Here is a 19,854-nt window from a genome sequence, read left to right as displayed (position 1 = left end):
CGCCCACACAAGGGCGGGAGCCGAATTACGTCAGTGGCCTTCGAAGGCAGGCGTGCGCTTCGCGAAGAACGCGTCGACCGCGCTGTGGTGGTCCTTCGACCGGCCGAGCTGCTCCGCGGCCTCACGCTCCCGTTCGAGCGCCTCCGACAGCCCGGTGGACCCCGCCGAGACCAGCGCCTTGACCTGCGCATACGCCGCCGTGGGACCGTCGGCCAGCTTCCGCGCCAGCGCGGCGGCCGCGTCCCCGAGTTCGGCATCGGGCACCACCCGGTGCACCAGACCCCAGTCCAGCGCCTGCGCCGCCGTGAACCGGTCGCCGAGCATCATCAGCCCGGTCGCCCGGCTCGGTCCGAGCGCCTGCACCAGGGTGTGGCTCAGCCCGGAGTCACCGGCCAGCGCGATCCCCGTGAACGCCGTGGCGAACTTGGCGCCCTCCCCCGCGATCCGGATGTCGGCGGCCAGGGCGATGCCCAGCCCCGCCCCGACACAGGCGCCGCCGACCGCGACGACGACCGGGACGCGAACCGCGGCCAGCGCCCGGAGCAGCGGATTGTAGTGCTCGGCGACGGTGTCCATCGCGTGCGCGGCGTCCGCGTCCAGCCCGGCGACGTGCTCGGCGAGGTCCTGGCCGACACAGAAGTTCTTCCCCTCCGCCTGCAGCAGCAGGGCGCGCACGCCGTCGTCGGCGGCGGCCTTCTCCACCGCCGCCAGCAACTGTTCCTTCACCGCACGATCCAGGGCGTTGGACGCGCCCGCACGGCGCAGGGTGATAGTGGCCAGTCCCGCGTCCACGGAAAGTCCGACCACGTCGTCAGTGCTCATGAGAATGTGCCTCCTGCTGGTTGTGGTGTGGGTGGCCCGTCAGGGCCAGGTGAAGAACCCCTGGCCCGTCTTGCGGCCGAGTTCCCCTTTGGCGACCTTCTCGCGCAGCAGCGCGGGCGGCGCGAACCGGTCGCCGAGCGTCTTCGCCAGGTGCTCGGCGATCGCGAGCCGGACGTCCAGTCCGACCAGATCGGTGGACCGCAGCGGTCCCATCGGGTGGCGGTAGCCCAGTTCCATAGCCCGGTCGATGGACTCGGCGTCGGCGACGCCTTCCTCGAGCATCCGGATCGCCTCGAGCCCGAGGCACACGCCGAGACGGCTGGTCGCGAAGCCCGGAGAATCGTTCACCAGCACCTCGGTCTTGCCGAGCTGGGCCACCCACTCCCTGACCTTGTCGACAACGCCGGCATCGGTGGCGGGGGCGCGGACGATCTCGACGAGCGTCGACGCCGGAACCGGATTGAAGAAGTGCATGCCGATCAGCCGGGCCGGGTCGCTGAGGGCATTGCCGAGTTCGGCGATCGAGATCGAACTGGTGTTGCTGGCGATCACCGTAGACGGGTCGACCGTCTTCTCGACGAGCGAGAGCACGGACAGCTTGAGGTCGACCAGTTCGGGCACTGCCTCGATCACCAGATCCAGGGCCGGCGGGAGCGCATCGGGGGCGGCCACCGTGGACACCCGTCCGAGGATCGTCGCGGGATCGACGTCGCCGAGCTTGCCGCGTTCGTGCGCGCGGTCGAGTCCGTCGGACACCCGCTTCAAGGCCGCCTCCCGGTCGCCGCTCTCGGCGATGATGACGGTGGATCCGAGGGTGGCGAAGACCTGCGCGATACCCGCGCCCATCCGGCCGCCGCCGACCACTCCGACGTTCTTCGGTGCTGTGCTCGTCACTTCTTCTCCAGAAAGGCAGTCATGCGGTCGTGTTTGTCGCGGCTCTCGAACAGCACCGCCTGGGCGATGTCGTCGGCGAACGGGTGCGAGCCCGGTGCGTCGACGATCATCTTCGTGAGCTTGAGCGCCAGCGGCGCCGACCGGGTGATGCGGTCGATGACCTTGTGCGCTGCATCGATGTGCTCGCCGGGTGCGACGACACTCATGACGAGTCCGCTGCGCAGCGCGTCCTGCGAGTCGAGGTTCCGGCCGCCGAGGAGGACCTGCTTGGCTACGGACTTGCCGACCAGTTCGGGCAGCCGGTAACTGGCCCCGGCCGCGGCCATAATGCCCAGCCCCGGCTCCGGGTTTCCGAAGACCGCGGTCTCGGTGGCGATGCGGATGTCGCAGGCGTAGGACAGTTCGGCGCCGCCGCCGAGCGCGTACCCGCTCACCGCAGCGACGGTGGGCAGCGGCAACTTCGCGATGCGGTCGAACAAGTTGCGGTTGATGCCGGCGAACGCCTCGTCGCGGCCGCGCTCACGCAGTTCGGCGATGTCGGCGCCGCCGGCGAAGTGATCGCCCTCGCCGGTCAGCAACATCGGCTTCGGCGTCGCTTCCAGCGACGCGCACACCTGGTGCAGTTCGCCGATCATCTCCGCGTTGATCGCGTTGCGCTGTGCGGGACGGTGCAGTGTGACCACCATGCGGTCGTCGCGTTCCTCGATCTTCAGTGTGTTCACGGCGCCTCGATCAGCATCGCGACGCCCTGGCCGACGCCCACGCACAGCGTGGCCAGCCCGCGGCGGGCGCCTTCACGTTCCATCCGGCCGAGCAGCGTCAGCAGGATCCGCGCACCCGAGCAGCCCAGTGGGTGGCCGAGAGCGATGGCGCCGCCGTCGGCGTTGACGATCGACTCGTCCAACTTCAGCTGCCGGATCACCCCGAGCGACTGCGCCGCGAAGGCCTCGTTGAGTTCGGCGGCGCCGAGGTCGGAGATCGACCAGTTGGCGCGGGCGAGGGCCTTGCGGGTGGCCGGGACCGGGCCCAGACCCATGACGTTGGGGGCGAGACCCGCGCTGGCGCTGGTGACGATGCGGCCGCGGACGGTCAGCCCGTACTTCTCCACCGCAGCCTCGCTCGCGACGACCAAGGCCGCGGCGCCGTCCGAGAGGGAGGAGGACGAGCCGGCGGTCACGATGCCGCCGGTGCGGAACACCGGTTTCAGCGAACCCAGCTTCTCCAGAGTGGTTCCCCGCCGAGGAGTTTCGTCGGCGGTCAGTTCACCGCCGCGCACCGGCACGGGCACGATCTCACGCTCGAACCGGCCGGCGTCCACCGCCGCGATCGCCCGCTCCTGGCTGCGCAGCGCGAAGGCGTCGCTCTCGGCACGGGTGATGCCCTCGAGCGCGGCGACCTCCTCGGCCGTCTCGCCCATCGACAGCGTCACCTTGCGGACGTCCGGTCCGGCCCCGGCCGGAACGTCACGGTCTGTCGCGGTGAACCGCGGGTTCGTGAAGCGCCAGCCGAGCGAGGTGTCGGCCACCTCCCCCGGACGTGCCCACGGGGTGCCGGGCTTGGCCATCACCCAGGGTGCGCGGGTCATCGATTCGACGCCGCCGGCGATCACGATGTCGGCCTCGCCACTGCGGATGGTATGCGCGGCGGACGCGACGGCGGTCAGACCGCTCGCGCACAGGCGGTTCACCGTGTAGCCGGGAACGCTGTCGGGCAGGCCCGCGAGCAGCACGGCCATGCGGGCGACGTCCCGGTTGTCCTCACCCGCCTGGTTGGCGGCGCCGAGGATCACCTCGTCGACGGCGTCGCCCGGGATTCCGGCCCGGCGGGCGGCCTCGGCCACCACGAGACCGGCAAGGTCGTCCGGGCGCACTCCTGCGAGCGCTCCGCCGTATCGACCCTGCGGGGTACGGGCACCATCTACCAGAAACACTTCGGCCACACTCATCTCCTTCACAGGCGGTCTCTACCATTAATAACCGAACCTTCGGTCGGTGCGCAAGAGAGAATTGCGAATTGATACTTGCGCAATAGCGCACTGGGGTATCTGGGAGGATGAAGGCATGACAACTGCACGCGTGCGGCGGACCGGCACCCCCGGCCGGCCCGGATATGATCTCGACTCGCTCCTTGCTGTCGCTGTCAAGGTGTTCAACGAGAAGGGCTACGACGGCACCAGCATGGAAGCCCTTGCCAAGAAGCTGGGCATCACGAAGTCATCGATCTATCACCACGTGTCCGGCAAGTCCGAACTCCTGGAATTGGCACTGGCCCGAGCCCTCAACGCCCTGTTTGCCGTCACGACGGAATCCGCGGCCACTCAGGGGCGATACATCGAACGCCTGGAGTACGTGGTGCGTCGGAGTGTCGAGGTTCTCGTCGCGGAGCTCCCCTACGTCACCTTGTTACTACGAGTTCGCGGTAACACCCAGGTGGAGCGCCGAGCATTGGCACGGCGCCGCGAGTTCGATGCTTTCGTCAGCGATTTGGTCATTGCGGCAGCTGACGAGGGGGATCTGAAAACAGGCATCGACCCCGCCCTGACCAGCCGCCTGGTGTTCGGCATGGTCAACTCATTGATCGAGTGGTATCGCCCCCGCTCGGGCGAATCGGTCAGCAACCTCGCCGACGCCGTCGTGGCATTGGCGTTCGACGGGCTGCGCCGCACACCCTGACGATCGCCGGTTTTCGAATGGTTCTTGACAAGGACCTGCGCATGCCGCCATCCTAATTACCGACCGAACGTACGGGTGAATTGGAGTTGTTGTGAGCAAGCTACTGGAAAGCTACGCCGCCGGACGCTGGTACACCGCGCCCGACGAAGGGACACCGCTGCTGAGCGCGGTCGACGGCTCCGAGGTGGCGCGCATCTCCGCGACCGGACTCGACCTCGGCGAGATGGTGACCTACGCCCGCGAGGTCGGCGGAACGGCGCTCGCGAAGCTGACCTTCCACGAGCGTGCCGCCGCCCTCAAGGCGCTCGCCCTCACCCTCATGGCGGGCAAAGAGGAGTTCTACGCCCTCTCCACCTCGACCGGCGCCACCAAGCGCGACTCCGGCGTCGACATCGACGGCGGCTTCGGCACCCTCCTCAGCTACGCCAGCAAGGCCAGGCGGGAACTGCCCAACGACACCGTCTACCTCGACGGCGCGTTCGAGCAGCTGGGCAAGAAGGGCACCTTCCTCGGCCAGCACGTCTACACCTCGCGCCGCGGCGTGGCCGTCCAGATCAACGCGTTCAACTTCCCGGTGTGGGGCTTCCTCGAGAAGCTCGCCCCCGCGTTCATCGCCGGCGTCCCTTCCATCGTCAAGCCCGCGAGCCAGTCGGCCTACCTCACCGAGCTCGTGTTCCGTCGCATCATCGAGTCCGGGCTGCTGCCCGAGGGTTCGGTCCAGCTGCTGTCGGGGAGCGCCCGCGGGCTGCTCGACCACCTCGGCGGGCAGGACTCCGTGGCGTTCACCGGATCCGCCGACACCGCGGCCACCCTGCGGGCGCACCCGAACGTCGTCGGAGCGGGTGTGCACTTCAACGCCGAGGCCGATTCGCTCAACGCGTCGATCCTCGGCTCCGACGTCGAACCGGGCAGCGAGGAATTCGACCTCTACGTCAAGCAACTCGTCACCGAAATGACGGTGAAGGCCGGCCAGAAGTGCACCGCCATCCGGCGCGCCTTCGTGCCGTCCGCGTTGATGGACGACGTCATCGCCGCGGCCGAGGCCCGGCTGTCGCGCGTCGTGGTCGGCGCCCCCGACGCCGAAGGCGTCACCATGGGTGCGCTCGCCAGCCTCGAACAGCGCGACGAGGTCCTGAAATCGCTCCGCGGCCTGACCAAGTCGGCGCAGATCGTGGTCGGCGACCCGGAAAACTTCGACGTCGTCGGCGCCGACAAGGCGACGGGCGCGTTTCTGCCGCCGATCCTGCTGCGCTCCGACGACAAGGACGCCACCGAACCCCACGACATCGAGGCCTTCGGCCCCGTCAGCACCGTCATCGGATTCGACAGCACCGACGAGGTCATCGAACTCGCCGCCCGCGGCAAGGGCAGCCTCGTCGCCTCCCTCGTCACCCGTGATTCCGCACTCGCCCGCGACATCGTGCTGGGCCTCGCCCCGTTCCACGGCCGCGTCCTCGTCCTCAACCGCGACGACGCCAAGGAATCCACCGGCCACGGCTCACCACTGCCGGTACTGGTGCACGGCGGGCCCGGCCGCGCCGGTGGCGGTGAGGAACTCGGCGGCATCCGCGGCATCCTGCACCACATGCAGCGCACCGCGGTCCAGGCCACCCCCGACATCCTCACCGCGGTCGGAAACAAGTGGGTCACCGGTTCGCAGCGCAACGACGACGGCGTCCACCCGTTCCGGAAGAACCTCGCGCAGTTGCGGATCGGCGACACCATCGTCGGCGGCCCCCGCCAGGTCACCCTCGCCGACATCGACCACTTCGCCGAGTTCACCGGCGACACCTTCTACGCCCACACCGACCCCGAGGCCGCGGCCGCCAACCCGCTGTTCGGTGGCATCGTCGCCCACGGATACCTCGTCGTCTCCCTCGCCGCCGGTCTGTTCGTCGAACCGAATCCCGGTCCCGTCCTCGCCAACTTCGGCGTCGACAACCTCCGGTTCCTCACCCCGGTCAAGGCGGAGGACAGCCTGACCGTCACTCTCACCGCGAAGCTGATCACACCGCGCAGCAGCGCGGACTACGGCGAAGTCCGTTGGGATGCAGTCGTCGTCAACCAGGACGGCGATCCCGTCGCAACGTACGACGTTCTCACCCTCGTCGCCAAAGGAGAAAACGCATGAGCTTCAAGGTCGCCGTCTGTTACGGCCAGCCCGATGACCCCGAGGCTTTCGACGCCTACTACCGCGACACCCACATGCCGCTGGCCCGCAAGATCCCCGGGCTGACCGACTTCACGTGGGGCAAGTGCAGCGCCTTGGAAGGAGCCAAGCCGCCGTACTACGGTGTCGCGAGCCTGTTCTTTCCCGATGCGGACACCCTGCACCACGCCTTGACGTCGTCGGAGATGGCCGCTGCTGCCCGGGACGTGCCGAACTTTGCTAGTGGTGGGGTGACGATGTACACCCAGGAAGAGCAGTCGTTCGTCACTGCATAAGACTTCGGCCTGGCCCCTGCCCTCTTCAAGAGGGGGTCCGGCCGACTTTCTACAACAGGTACGGGAAGGGGCCGAGTGACGACATTGGAGTCAGGGCAGTGCAGGGTCGCCCGGGAGATGTTTGCATCAGACGCCGCATCAAAGAACCTCGGCATCACGATCGGCGACCTCACGCCCGGCCACGCAGTGGCGGCGATGACGGTCACCGCAACCATGGTGAACGGGCACGGCATCACGCACGGTGGGTTCGTGTTCACCCTCGCCGACACGGCGTTCGCCCTGGCGTGCAACGGCTACGACCAACCCGCCGTCGCCGCCCGCGCCGATATCCGGTTCCTGTCCTCGACCCGCCTGGGTGACACGCTCGTCGCCGAGGCCGTCGAACGAGCGCGATTCGGCCGCAACGGGATCTACGATGTCACCGTCCGCCGTGACGGTGAGGTGATCGCCGAGTTTCGCGGTGACAGCCGCACGATAGGGTCGGCGCCGCGGACTCCGGACCACACGAGCTGAAGTAGTTCGTTCGCCAGCGTGACCGCCTGAGCGGGTTCCTCCGCGCCGCCGGGGTCCGCGAGCAGAAGCCAGATAGTTGAGTCGGTGCCGCAAATGTCTCCAACGGGATGCAACGCGCAGAATTCCAGCCCACTCGAACGTCGAGCAACCCACCGCTCCCACCCAACAGACTGCACAGTGCCCGGCGAAACGCATGTGCTGCACCGCTGCCGTCGTTATCGCGGGGGTGAGGCATTCAGCCAGGTCATGTCATCGGCTCCTTAGGGATTGGCGATCACAGGGTCCTGGGTTTTTCACCCGATTGCCGCCCTGCGCAGTTCGGCGTACGAGTCGTCGATCGATACGGCAAGCCGAGCGACATCGGGCAGCGTCACCGGATCGGTGCAGAGCCCGATCCCGATGCTCCCGGCGCACGAGATCGCAGCGATTCTGAGGGCGTGGTGGGCGGCCGGCTCCGAGGAGGAGAAGAGATGCTGAACCCGGCGACCGGCGACACCGACCGGTGCAGCCGGGCCTGGAACGTTCGAAATCGAAAGACTGAACTCTCGTGCGCTTCCGGCAAGCCGCTCCGCGGCGCTACCGATGCGCTTCAGGCGCCCGAGGGCGTGGAACAGGTCGTAGAGTTCCTCAGCGTCGCCGAGGAGTTTGCGCTCGCTGGTCTCAGCATTGATTCGGTCGAGCCGCACGAGCGGGTCAGCCAGGCCCAACGGTAGATCGACGTTGAGGAACGAGTCGCGATTGCCGATCTCGCCCGCGCCCTCCGCGCGCTGATGGAGGCTGACCGGAACCTGGGCACGAAGTAGCGGAAGCCCCGCTGCACCGTCGCCGAGCCATCGGCGCAGACCACCGGAAACGATCCCGAGCAGAACGTCGTTGACCGTCGCGTGGTCAGGGCGCGACGCGCCGATTGCCTTCAGCTCTGCCAACGGGGCGACCGTGAAGGCCACCTCCCGCGAGACACCGATGGGGCGGTCGAAGGGAGAGCGCGAGCCGCGCTCGACGAGTTCACGCCACACCGCGCCCGGCATCCGCCGTGCTTCGGCGAACCACGAGCGCTTCGCTGCCGCCGCGCGGAACCCCGGTCGGGACACCGCGCCGGACGACGGATGCGGGTGTGGATCCCAGAGCACGGCATCGAGGAAACGAACCGCTGTGATCCCGTCAGCCATCGCATGGTGAATCCGGAGCGCGATCGCTTCGCGGCCGTCGCCGAGCGGACCGATCACGTCGAACGTCCACAGTGGCCGGTCGTGATCGAGTCGCTCGGACATCAGCCCGCTGACGGCCCGCCACAGGTCGGCCCGCGAGACACAGGCAGGCTGTTCCAGGCGCCGGACGTGGTCGCTGATCTCGAACTCGGCGGCTTCGACCCAGCGCGGCTCCGATCCCGACGTGTCGACCCGTTGGGTTGCGCGCGGCCAACTGGGAAGTCTCTTCGCCACCGCCGTCCGCAGGGCATCGAGGTCGAGCCGCCCTGTTCCCGCCTCGAGGACGACGAGCTTGAGCGTATGGCCGGTGATCGCCGCCGATTCGAGCGCCAGGATGCGCGCGTCATCGGCGGAGAGCCGATCGGATTCCTCGCTGGTCACCCGTCCGAAATTACTCTGGCTCGTGCACCGAAGTGCCTCGGTTCACAGACCGCGATCGATCAGATCGAGGATTTCCTCGCTGGTCGCGGCGTGGATCTTGTCGACGGTGTCGGCATGCGCCGCCTCGGACGCACCGACCTCGGCCAGCAGGATTTCCAGCCGCTTCGCCACGGCCGACCGCGCCTCGGTGTCTTTGCCCAGCTCGGCGATGGTGGCGCGTAGTCGGTCGACGTCGCCCAAGGCAACCGACACCGGATCCGGTACGAGTTCTGCGCGCAGGAACTCGGCGACGGCACGCGGACTCGGGTGATCGAACACCATTGTGGGCGGCAATCGCAGGCCGGTGGCGGCACCGAGATAGTTGCGCAGCGCAACGGCTGCCAGCGAGTCGAAGCCGAGTTCCTTGAATGCCTGGTCGGGGTCGACCGCGTCCGAAGCGTCGTAGCCGAGTACAGCCGCAGCTCCTGCCCGTACCAATTCGAGCATGAGGTGCCGCTGTTCGGGAGTCGAGCGATCAGCAAGGCGCTGCCCCCAATCCACAGTCCCGGACCCGTTCGATCCGGTCACGACCGAGTCCGAACCCGCGGCGCGCGGACGCAATTCCCGGATCAGGCCGCGCAGCGGGGCGGGAACGTAGGGGGCGGCCGAACCGGCGAGGTCGAACCGGGCAGCCGCCACAGTCGGCACGCCGGCGATCAGCGCACTGTCGAAGAGCGCCAGGCCGTCGGCAGCGGTCATCGGGACCATCCCGCTGCGACGTGCTCGGGCGAGATCGATCGCACCGAGGTTGTCGGTCATGGCGCTCGGCGGTGCCCACATGCCCCACGCGATCGACAGCGCGGGCCGTCCGAGGGCGTGGCGGTGATGAGCGAGCGCGTCGAGGAACATGTTCGCTGCCGCGTAGTTCGCCTGCCCGGGCGCGCCGAGGACACCGGCGAGCGATGAGAACATGATGAAGGCCCGGACGTCGCAGATCGCGGTCAGCCGGTGCAGATTCCAGGCCGCGTCGACCTTCGGCCGCAGCACCGCGTCGAGTCGTTCGGGGGTCAGCGAAGCCAGGGTCGCGTCGTCGATCACTCCGGCCGCGTGGATCACCGCCGTGAGTGGGTGCTCCGCCTGTATGCGGGACAGCACGCGGGCGACTGCCGATTCGTCGGCGGTGTCGCAGGCAACGATGCTCACCTCGGCGCCTAGACCGCTCAGTTCGCTTCGCAGCTGGTCGCAACCCTCGGTGTCGGGTCCACGCCGGCTGGTCAACATCAGGTGCCGCACCCCATGTTCGGTCACCAGGTGGCGGGCGACGAGCGATCCCACGGTGCCGAGGCCGCCGGTGACGAGGACGGTGCCACCGGGATCGAAGCGCGAGCGGGGTTCGGAGGGCGAGCCGGAATCGCCGACGGCACGCAGACGCCGCAGCCGAGGCGCAAACAAGGTGTTGTTCCGGGCTGCCACCTGAGGTTCGCCGCTCGCCAGCGCAGCGGAAATTGCGGCTTCGGCGTCGGATGCCTCGTCGAGGTCGACCAGCACGATCCGGCCCGGGTTCTCGTTCTGCGCGGAGCCCACGAGACCCCACACTGCCGCAGCCTCGAGGTGATCGCTGCGGTCCCCCTCTTCGGTGACCATCGCGTCGCGGGTCACGATCACGAGCGGGCCGTCGGCGGTGTCGTCGTCGAGCCACTCCTGCAGCAGTCGCAGTACCCGAGCGCACAGTGCGTGGGTCGCTTCCGGCCCGTCTCCGCCCTCGGTGCCACACCCGACGAGCACCGTCCACGGCCGTCGGTCGTCTTCGGCCGGCATCGACTCCCTCGCGGCGCGCAACGCCGCCATATCGGGGTAGTTCGGCAGGGCCGAACCGATGCCGTTGTCGCCGAACTCTTCTGCCCCGAGGATGACCGCCGGACCGAGGGTCCAATCGGGCGATCCGCTCTCGACCGGGATCCACGCCAGCCGGTGCAGTGGCTGGACCGCGGAGCGTCCCCCGACTTCCCCGCCGACCGCCCTCTGCACCACCTGCAGCGCATCGATGGTCAGCACCGGCGCACCTTCGGGGTCCGCAGCGACAATGTGATACCGCCCGTCCTCGCTCGCAGCGAACCGTACCGATACCGCCTCCGCTCCGGCGGCGTGCAGACGCAGGCCCGTCCACGCCAGCGGCCAGCCGTCTTCTCCGATGATGGGCTCGAGCGCAGCTTGCAGTAGCTCCGGATGGATGCCGAATCCGCTCGGGTCGGTTCCTTCTTCGAGGCGCACCTCGGTGTCGGATTCTCGGGAAACTGGTTGCCGTAGTTCGGAACTGGGGCTGACGACGTCGTCGATCGTCGCCGAAGCGTTCCGAATCCAGGTGTTCGCGCTGTCGGTTTCACCCAGGTGCGACGAGATGGTGACGGCGCGAGCGCCGGTGTCGCTGATCGGCGACACTGATACGCAAATCGATACCAGCCCTGACGCCGGAAGGATCAGCGGGTGATGCAGGGTGAGTTCGCCGATATGGTCGAGACCGACGTGGTGGGCTACGTGCAACGTGAGTTCGACCAATACCGCCGGCATCACCGTCTGCGGGTTGTCGGCTGTCGGTCTTTGGTGGTCGCCGCCACTCGGTGCCACGAGCCATGAATCCCGGTGCAGTGACAGCTGTCCGGTGAACAGCGTCGTGTCGTCCTCGAGTGTCACCGCTGCGCCGAGCAGCGGATGGTCCACCGGACTCAACCCCAACTGCGTCGGATCACCGGTGTTGGGCATGGGCGCCGACGGCCAGAAGGAACGACGCTGGAACGCGTAGGTAGGCAGGTCTATACGGCGACGACCCGGCAGCACCCGCTCCCAGTCGACCGGGCAACCCTCTACGTAGGCGGCAGCGACTGCCTCGAGGATCTCGTGCGCCTCGTCGCCGCGGCCAGGCAGTGCTGCGATCGCGGCCGGGGCGACCTCGGCGGCGTTCGCGGCCAGGGCCGCGCCGGGACCGACTTCGACGAGTCGAGTGACGCCCAGATCGTCCAGGGCCACAATGCCGTCGGCGAACAGCACCGGTTGTCGGATGTGCTGCGCCCAGTATCTCGGGGACGTGAGCTCCTCGGCCGAGGCGATCCGCCCGGTCACGTTGGAGACGACCGGAATCTTCGGTGGCTCCGCCGTCAGCCTCGACACGACGGTGACGAACTCGTCGAGAATGGGCTCCATCAGAGTCGAATGGAATGCTCGCTCAACCCGCAAGCTCGTGGTCTTCATCCCGGCAGCGGACAGTTCGGATGCGACGGCGTCCACGTCGCGCTCGCCGCCGGCGAGGACCACCGACTCGGAACCGTTCACCGCCGCGAGATCGACCCGGCCGACGATGAGCGCTACAACGTCCTCCACGCGTGCCCGTACGGCGATCATGCGGCCAGGCTCGGTCGACTGCATCAACCGTCCGCGCTCACCCACCAGCGCGGCGGCGTCGGGCAAGCTGAACACCCCCGCGACGTGTGCAGCAGTGATCTCTCCGATCGAATGACCGATCAGGTAATCGGGGGTGATGCCCCAATCCCTCAACAACCGATAGAGCGCGACCTCGACGGCGAACAACGCTGGTTGGGTGTATTCGGTACTGTCGAGCCTTGCGACTCCGCCATCGACGTCGTCCCAGATCACTTGCCGCACTGGGCTTTCCACATGTTCATCGAGTGCGGAACAGACCTCGTCCAGGGCCTTGGCGAACACCGGGTAGGCGGCGTAGAGGCCGCGGCCCATGCCGATCCGTTGCGCACCCTGGCCCGTGAACATGAATGCGGTCTTGCCGCGCGAACTCGTCCCGATAAAGACACTACCTCCAGGCCGGCCCAGCACGATGCGGGCCAAACCGTCGCGCAGATCGGTCAGCGTCTGTCCGACCACCGCGGCGCGGTGGGCGAAACCGGACCGGGTGGTGGCCAGCGAGTAGGCGAGGTCGGCGGGATCTGGAAGGTCCGCCTCGCCCTGTTCGAGAAAACCGGCCAACCGTGCAGCCTGTGCACGCAGCGCATCCCCGGTCTTTCCGGAGATCACCCACACCAACGGCGATGACGACGGGGACGAGACCTTCGGTGTTGCGAGGCTGGGTGCCTGCTCGAGGATCATGTGCGCATTGGTGCCACTGATGCCGAACGACGAGACCCCGACGCGCCGAGGCCGTCCTGTCTCCGGCCACACAACCGGTTCGCCGAGGAGGGAGACCTCGCCCGCGGTCCAATCGACGTGCCGCGTCGGGGCATCGCCGTGCAGGCTCGGCGGCAGCACCCCGTGCCGCATGGCCATGACCATCTTGATCACGCCGGCCACGCCCGCCGCCGCCTGGGAATGTCCGATATTGGATTTGACCGAGCCGAGCCACAGCGGCCGGCCCTCCCGATCTTGCCCGTACGCAGCCAGCAGCGCCTGCGCCTCGATCGGGTCGCCGAGCGTCGTGCCGGTGCCGTGGGCTTCCACGGCGTCGATGTCGGCGGGACCGAGCGAGGCGTCGGCCAGCGCCTGGCGGATCACCCGCTCCTGCGACGGCCCGTTCGGGGCGGTCAATCCGTTGGAGGCACCGTCCTGGTTGACCGCCGATCCGCGGATCATCGCCAGGACCCGGTGTCCATTGCGTTGTGCGTCGCTGAGTCGCTCGAGCACTACCATCCCCGAGCCTTCACTGAGACCGGTGCCGTCGGCCCGATCGGAGAACGGCTTGCACCGTCCGTCCGCCGCGAGCCCGCGCTGGCGGCTGAACTCGATGAGCACACCGGGCGTGGCCATCAGCGTCGCCCCGCCGGCAAGCGCGAGGGTGCATTCCCCGTCGCGTAATGCCCTCGCCGCGAGATGCATGGCCACCAGTGAAGACGAGCACGCCGTATCGACGGTGACTGCGGGACCGGTGAAGCCGAGAGAGTAGGAGATCCGACCGGAGGCCACGCTGTTGCTGGTCCCGGTCATGAGATAGCCCTCGGCGTCGACATTGCGCTGACTCATCAAATGGAAGCCGTAGTCGCCGCCCATCATTCCGACGTACACACCGGTGTCGATGAGATCGGGTGAATCCGGCCGGATTCCGGCACCTTCCAGGGCCTCCCACGCGCACTCCAGCAGCAGCCGGTGTTGCGGGTCCATCGCGACCGCCTCGCGCGGGCTGATGCCGAAGAATGCGGCGTCGAATTCGTCGCCGTCGTAGAGGAACCCCCCGGCGCTCATGTAGGTCGTGCCGCTGCGGTTCGGGTCCGGGTCGTACACCTCGTCGAGATTCCAGCCTCGGTTGTCGGGGTACGGCCCCACGGCGTCGTGGCCGTCGCGCACGAGTCGCCACAGGTCGTCAGGGCAGTACACGTTGCCCGGATATCTGCAGGCCATCCCCACGATCACGATGGGGTCGTCATCCCTGCGGGTACGCACTTTCCCGGTCGGTTGCGGAGCGGCAGCACTACCGAGCAGGCGAGCCACCAGTTCCTGGGTGAGCGCGTCCGCGGTGGGATGGTCGAAAACCACCGTCGCGGCAAGTCGCACGCCGGTGGCAGTGGTCAACTGATTACGCAGTTGCACGGCGGTCAGCGAGTCGAAACCGAGTTGCTTGAACGCCCGTTCCGGGTCGATCGCCTCCTTTCCGTCATGCCCGAGGACGGCCGCAACGTGGGTGGTGACGATGTCGAGCACCCGGCTGTGACGCTCTGCGGGATCGAGTGCACGCAGTTCGTCGGCCAGTCCGGTAGGTGCGTCGGCGGCAGCGGCCCGGCGATGACGGATGCCGAGGACGCGGCGCAGGATGGGCGGTACCGACTCACCGTCGGATCGAGAGGAACGCGTCGAGAGCCGTATCGGCACGATCAACGGACGATTGACGGCAAGCGCCGCGTCGAACAGGGCGAGCCCCGACTCCGGGCTGAGGGTGTCGATGCCGGTGCGCTGCAACCGGTCGAGGTCGGCGGCATTGAGATGGGACGTCATTCCGCTGGGTCGGTCCCACAACCCCCAGGCCATGGAGATCGCCGGCAGTCCGCGGACGCGCCGGTGCTGCGCGAGTGCGTCGAGGAAGACGTTCGCCGCCGCATAGTTCGCCTGACCGGCACCGCCGAGCACACCCGCCGCTGAGGAAAACAGCACGAACGCCGACAAGTCGCGGTCGCGGGTGAGTTCGTGCAGATGCCAGGCACCGTCCACCTTGGGACGCAGTACGGCGTGCAATTGCTCGGGACTCAGCGTGGCGGCGGTCGCATCCTCGAGCACCCCGGCAGCGTGGATGACGCCGGACAGGTCAGGTATATCGGCGAGCATTGCCGCCACCGCTGCACGGTCGGCCACATCGCAGGCGACGGCGCGAATCTCGACACCTGACTCGGTGACATCTCCTCGCAGTTGGGCCGTACTCTCGGCATCGAGCACGTGCCGGCCGGTCAGCACCAGCCGCCGCACCCCGTACCGCGTGACGAGATGGCGCGCGATCAGTCTGCCGATAGTCCCTGTGCCACCGGTGATCACCACTGTCCCGGCCGGGCCGAAGGGTTCCGGGCCGACTTCGGGGAGCGCTGCGGCGGGCGTCGCCGCGACGAGCATGGGTGCCAGCAAAACCCCTTCTCGGATGGCAAGCTGAGGTTCGTTGCAGGACAACGCCATTGCCAACAGCGCCGGATCGGAAAGTTCACCGGCCGCCGCGTCCACGTCCACCAGGGTGATGCGGTCCGGATGCTCGTGTTGCACCGCGTTGATCAGCCCCCACGCGGGCGCGGCGGAGAGGTTGTCGATCGGTTCGTCGTCGCGGACCGCGACCGCGAGCCGGGTCGTGACCAGGAGGCGGGTCTCAGCCAAGCGATCCTCGCGGAGCCAGGACTGGACAGCACGCAGCGTCGCCTCCGCGGCGGCGTGCGCCCGCGTCGGCACGTCCGATTCTGCGCCTGGTTCGCCTGCCAGCCACAGCACGCGGCCTTCCGGCTCACCTCCGGAAAGCGCCTCCGCGAGCGGCATCAGATCGGTCGGGGCCGTGGCGGAGGCACCCACCGGCATCCACTCCACTCGGTAGAGGCTTTCGCCGACCCCGACGCCCGGCACCCGCGAGTCTCCGAGCGGCCGTAGCGCCAACGAATCCGCGGTCAGCACCGACTTGCCGGCGGCGTCGTACGCGGATACCCGGTATCGCTCGGGCCCGATGGTGGTGATGTGCACGCGTAAGGCGGTTGCGCCCACCGCGTGCAGTTGCACTGCGCCCCAGGCGAACGGCAGCCGGACGTCGCGTGCACCGGTGTCCGCGACACCGAGCGCAATCACATGCAGCGCCGCGTCGAGCACCGCCGGATGAATCCCGTACCCCGCAACCGCTGCAGCCGGGTCCTCCCCGCCCAGCCGCACCTCTCCGAACAGTTCGTCACCGCGGCGCCACGCTGCCCGCAGGCCCCGGAACATCGGACCGTACCCGTAGCCGGCGTCGTCGAGCACACCGTACAAACCTCTGACGTCGATCGGAGTGACACCGGCGGGCGGCCACTTTTCGAGGGAGTCGGCAGCGCCCACGTCCGCGGTGAGCACGCCGGTGGCGTGCCGGGTCCACACAGTGTCCCCCGAAGCGTCCGCCGGTCGCGAGTGCACCGATACCGTGGAATGGCCGGCGTCGCCGTCGGCGAGCACGCTCACCTGCACGGCCACTTCGCTGTCGTCGGGAATCGTCAAGGGCGCCTCGATGGTGAGTTCTTCGAGCCGGCCGCACGCGACGCGGCTTCCCGCGTGCAGGGCGAGTTCCACGAAAGCCGTGCCCGGCAGAATGACGGTGCCGTTCACCGCGTGGTCGCTCAGCCACGGAACGCGTTGCGGCGAAAGCAAGCCCGTGAATACCGCGCCACGACCTTCACCGAGCTCGACGGACGCACCGAGCATCGGGTGTCCCCCGGTCTCCATGCCCGCCGATGCGACATCACCGTGCGGCACGGAACTTTCCAACCAGTAGCGACGGTGCTGGAAGGCGTACGTGGGCAGATCGACCCACGGCTGCCGATCGTCGCGTCGGGCCCACCTCACGCGGTCCCACTCGATGTGCACTCCGTGTACGTGCGCCTCGGCGAGAGCTGCGGTGAACTGGCGGAGGCCTGCGTGTTCGCGCCGGAGGGTGCCGATGGCGCGTCCAGCGACACCCGCCGCCTCGAGGGTTTCCTGCAACGGTACGGTCAGGACAGGATGGCTACACGACTCCACGAACAGTCGATACCCGTCCGCGACAAGCGATCTCGTTGCCTGCTCGAACCGAACTGTGCGGCGCAGATTCCGATACCAGTAGTCCGCGTCGAGTGCGGTGCCGTCCAACGCACCACCCGACACCGACGAGTAGAACGGAATTCGCGACCGGTGCGGCTCGATCGAGGCCAGGGCGCCCAGAATCGGCTCGCGCAACACTGAAATGTCCGCGCAATGGGAGGCATATTCCACAGCGATCCGCCTCGCTTGGACACCGTCGCCCTGCACCTGCCCGACAAGGATGTCGAGTGCATCGACGGGGCCGGATACCACCGTCGCGGACGGCCCGTTGATTGCCGCCACCTCGATGGCGCCGGACCAGAATTGAATCTTCTCTCGCACGATGTCGTGCGGCAGTGCCAGCGAAGCCATCCCACCGCCACGCCGGGCCGACGCCGCGATCACCTTGCTACGCGCCGCGACGACCAGCGCCGCGTCGGAAAGGCTCAGTGCGCCGGCGACGTAGGCTGCCGCAATCTCACCCTGCGAATGACCGACCACAGCCGCCGGTTCGACGCCGTGTGAGCGCCACAGTTGCGCCAGACCGACCATCATCGCGAACAGCGCCGGCTGCACGACGTCGACGCGGTCCAGCGAGGCCGGATCGCGATCCCGCAGCACGTCGAGCAGCGAGAATCCGGTGTGCGGGGCCAACGCGTCGGCGCACTCCTGCACACTGTCGGCGAATACCGGCGAAGAATCCATTAGCTCCGTGGCCATGCCCACCCACTGCGAGCCCTGCCCGGGAAAGACGAACACCGGCCTGTCCCCGGCTTCCAACGCCACGCCGGTCACCACGTGGGGGCTGGGCGCGCCTCGGCTGAGTGCGTCCAGGCCGGCCAGGAAGACCTGCGGCTCCGCCCCGATCACGGCAGCGCGGTAGTCGAACGTGGCACGCGAGCCCAGCAGCGCCCCGGCCACCGCGGCGGGCGTCAGTTCTGGGTGGTCCGCGGCATACTCGCGCAACCATCCGGCCTGAGTGCGCAGCGCGGGTTCGGTGTGGCCGGACACGCACCAGGCCACGACTTCGTCTGGGGGAAAAGCCGATCCGGTGGTTACCGGCTCGACCGTCGGGGGTTGCTCGAGAATGACATGGGCATTGGTGCCGCTGATGCCGAACGACGAAACCGCTGCCCGGCGGGGCCGATCGACCTCGGGCCACTCCCGTTGGTCGGTGAGCAGGGACACCGAGCCGGCCGACCAGTCGACGTGTGGGGTCGGCCGGTCGACGTGCAGCGTCTGCGGGAGAACACCGTGCTGCATCGCCATGATCATCTTGATCACTCCGGCAACGCCGGCGGCCGCCTGGGTGTGCCCGAGATTCGACTTCACCGAGCCCAGCCACAGCGGTCGGTCGGCGGGGCGGTTCCGGCCGTAACCGGCCAGCAAGGCCGATGCCTCGATCGGGTCGCCCAATTTGGTGCCGGTGCCGTGCGCCTCGACCGCGTCGACGTCGCCCGGGCCCAGCCCGGCGTTGGACAGCGCCTGCCCGATCACCCGCTCCTGGGCCTGCCTGTTCGGAGCGGTGAGGCCGTTGCTCGCGCCATCCTGGTTCACTGCACTGCCCCGGATGACGGCCAGAATCCGGCGACCATTGCGCTCTGCGTCGGAAAGGCGTTCCAGGGCCACTATCCCCGCGCCTTCGCCCCACGCCGTACCGTCCGCCGCGGCGGAGAACGCCTTGCACCGCCCGTCGCGGGCCAGTCCGCGCTGGCGACTGAACTCGACGAACACCGCAGGAGTCGACATCACGGTCGCGCCCCCCGCCAGAGCCAGTTCGCACTCGCCGCTGCGCAGCGCTTGCATGGCGAGGTGGATGGACACCAGCGACGACGAGCAGGCCGTGTCGACCGTGATCGCCGGTCCGCTCAAGCCGAAGCTGTACGCCACGCGGCCGGAGGCGACGCTCATGGCGTTGCCGGTGATGAAGTACCCCTCGAGGTCTTCGGGCGGCATGCCGCCGGCCCGCGCCGCGTAGTCGATTCCGGACAGGCCAGTGAAGACGCCGACCTGGCGACCGTGCACCGACCGCGGGTCGATCCCGGCATGTTCGAAGGTTTCCCAGCTCGTTTCGAGAAGAAGCCGCTGCTGCGGGTCCATGGCCAGCGCCTCGCGGGGGGAGATGCCGAAGACCTCCGGGTCGAACCCCGCAGGGTCATCGAGAAAACTGCCCTGCAACGTGTAGGTCTTGCCCGCCTGCTCGGCCTTCGGATCATAAAGATCCGCCAGCCCCCAGCCGCGGTCCTCCGGGAACCCGGCGACGGTATCGGAACCCGATTCCACCAAACGCCACAAGTCCTGCGGTGACCGCACTCCGCCAGGGAACCGGCAGCCCATCCCGATGACGGCGATCGGTTCGCTACTCACTCCCTCGGCCTCGCGTAGCTTCGCCCGCGCCTGGTAGAGCTCTGCGGTGACCCGCTTCAAATAGTCGAGGAGTTTCGCCTGATCGGCCATCCGAGATCAGCTCCAATCCGAGAGCCCCCCCGGTCCAGCGCAGAAACCCGAGTCTATCCGCGACCACCGCCCGGACGCAGGCGATCCACTCATCGCTGTCCAGGAAACCCTCGATGCCGCATCGTCAGCTCGGCCGTGACGCACGGTGCGCTGAGGTATCTGTCCCGAACCCGCGACCAGAGTGAACGGTGGGGCGGGCGGGGCTCGAACCCGCGACCAATGGATTATGAGTCCACGGCTCTAACCGACTGAGCTACCGCCCCATC

At 68.3% G+C, this 19,854-nt stretch carries 10 protein-coding genes and 1 tRNA gene; 4 read left to right on the top strand and 7 right to left on the bottom strand.

Annotated elements, in window-relative coordinates; genetic code table 11:
• Positions 1-30: 30 nt before the first annotated feature.
• Genes NOF53_RS06840 through NOF53_RS06825 form a run of 4 tightly spaced genes read right to left on the bottom strand, consistent with a single transcriptional unit; the run spans position 31 to position 3,655 of the window.
• A complete protein-coding gene (locus tag NOF53_RS06840) occupies positions 31-822 on the bottom strand; it encodes an enoyl-CoA hydratase-related protein (RefSeq protein ID WP_255966634.1) in 792 nt (263 codons plus the stop codon).
• A 39-nt stretch (positions 823-861) separates the two neighbouring features.
• Positions 862-1,716 (bottom strand): 3-hydroxyacyl-CoA dehydrogenase family protein, encoded by an 855-nt coding sequence (locus tag NOF53_RS06835; protein WP_255966633.1) that lies wholly within the window; start codon positions 1,714-1,716, stop codon positions 862-864.
• Positions 1,713-2,438, bottom strand: a complete 726-nt coding sequence (locus NOF53_RS06830) for an enoyl-CoA hydratase/isomerase family protein (protein WP_255966631.1) — start codon at positions 2,436-2,438, stop codon at positions 1,713-1,715. Before NOF53_RS06830 ends, NOF53_RS06835 begins: the two co-directional genes overlap by 4 nt.
• Positions 2,435-3,655: a thiolase family protein gene (locus NOF53_RS06825; protein ID WP_255966630.1), complete on the bottom strand. Its 1,221-nt coding sequence runs from the start codon at positions 3,653-3,655 to the stop codon at positions 2,435-2,437. Before NOF53_RS06825 ends, NOF53_RS06830 begins: the two co-directional genes overlap by 4 nt.
• A gap of 121 nt (positions 3,656-3,776) precedes the next feature.
• Here NOF53_RS06825 and NOF53_RS06820 point away from each other — a divergent pair, with 121 nt between their 5' ends.
• The 4 genes from NOF53_RS06820 to paaI all read left to right on the top strand — a co-directional run bounded on the left by NOF53_RS06820 (position 3,777) and on the right by paaI (position 7,346).
• Entirely contained in the window at positions 3,777-4,388 is a 612-nt protein-coding gene (locus tag NOF53_RS06820; protein WP_255966628.1) for a TetR/AcrR family transcriptional regulator, read from the top strand.
• Positions 4,389-4,479: 91 nt separating this feature from the next.
• Positions 4,480-6,519, top strand: a complete 2,040-nt coding sequence (gene paaZ, locus NOF53_RS06815) for a phenylacetic acid degradation bifunctional protein PaaZ (protein ID WP_255966617.1) — start codon at positions 4,480-4,482, stop codon at positions 6,517-6,519.
• Positions 6,516-6,833: an EthD family reductase gene (locus NOF53_RS06810; RefSeq protein WP_255966609.1), complete on the top strand. Its 318-nt coding sequence runs from the start codon at positions 6,516-6,518 to the stop codon at positions 6,831-6,833. Before paaZ ends, NOF53_RS06810 begins: the two co-directional genes overlap by 4 nt.
• A gap of 117 nt (positions 6,834-6,950) precedes the next feature.
• Positions 6,951-7,346 carry a hydroxyphenylacetyl-CoA thioesterase PaaI gene (paaI, locus tag NOF53_RS06805; RefSeq protein WP_305086529.1) on the top strand — a complete coding sequence of 132 codons (396 nt, stop codon included), beginning with the start codon at positions 6,951-6,953 and terminating at the stop codon, positions 7,344-7,346.
• Between the two features lie 293 nt (positions 7,347-7,639).
• Here the strand turns inward: paaI and NOF53_RS27685 are convergent, their stop codons facing one another.
• From NOF53_RS27685 to NOF53_RS06790, 3 genes are all read right to left on the bottom strand, one after another.
• Positions 7,640-8,935: a wax ester/triacylglycerol synthase domain-containing protein gene (locus tag NOF53_RS27685; protein ID WP_255966607.1), complete on the bottom strand. Its 1,296-nt coding sequence runs from the start codon at positions 8,933-8,935 to the stop codon at positions 7,640-7,642.
• A gap of 42 nt (positions 8,936-8,977) precedes the next feature.
• Entirely contained in the window at positions 8,978-19,588 is a 10,611-nt protein-coding gene (locus tag NOF53_RS06795; RefSeq protein ID WP_255966606.1) for a type I polyketide synthase, read from the bottom strand.
• A gap of 189 nt (positions 19,589-19,777) precedes the next feature.
• A tRNA-Ile gene (locus NOF53_RS06790) sits at positions 19,778-19,851 on the bottom strand.
• Positions 19,852-19,854: the final 3 nt, after the last annotated feature.

It is taken from the genome of Rhodococcus tibetensis, from assembly GCF_024438035.1.
GTDB lineage: Bacteria > Actinomycetota > Actinomycetes > Mycobacteriales > Mycobacteriaceae > Rhodococcus_F > Rhodococcus_F tibetensis.
The sequence above is the reverse complement of the archived record's forward strand: the minus strand, read 5'-3'. Positions and strand labels throughout refer to the sequence as shown.